A 579-nucleotide genomic window follows, 5' to 3' on the forward strand; every position below is an offset into this window, starting at 1 on the left:
GCCACCAGATAGTGCTTCGCCTGCGAAGTTATTGATACGAGGGTCGAACGTAGACGCTGTATAGCCAGAGTATTGAGGCTCCATCGCACTTAGGTTTGCGATCATCTGCTGGTAATCTCCAGGGAACTTCAGCTTGTTTACATTAAAGTCACCACTGTAAACGACCGTTTCGTTATTCGGAATGTTGAGAGACTGCGCCATAGTGCGCATTTGTTGAAATTGACGCTGACGATACTCACGCGCTGTATCAGTATCGAAAGACGCGGTATGTGTAGCAAAAACATGGTAGGCCTGACCACCTTTGATGATCTCTGCGTAGTTTACGCCTTTATCAGCGAAGCAATCGGTACCCGAACAATCTGGGAACACGTATTGTGCCTCGTTGACGATAGGGTAACGACTCACAATGATTACGCCTCCGTCGTAAACGTTGAAGCCATCTTTATCCAACATCTTCGTTTGGTATGGGTAATCTTTTGCAAGCTCACGTAAAAATGCATCACGACCACTAGCAAAAACCTCTTGCAATGCCAGTACGTCATAGCCTTTTACGTAATCGGGGATTAACTCGTAACGCTC

Annotated in this window: 1 protein-coding gene; it reads right to left on the reverse strand. The window is 46.5% G+C overall.

The window, feature by feature from the left end:
• Positions 1 to 579, reverse strand: a 579-nt coding sequence (locus R7190_RS29295; protein WP_318138128.1) for a sphingomyelin phosphodiesterase, incomplete at both ends; no start/stop codon positions are given.

The sequence above is a fragment of the Vibrio sp. 1078-1 genome (genome assembly GCF_033340475.1).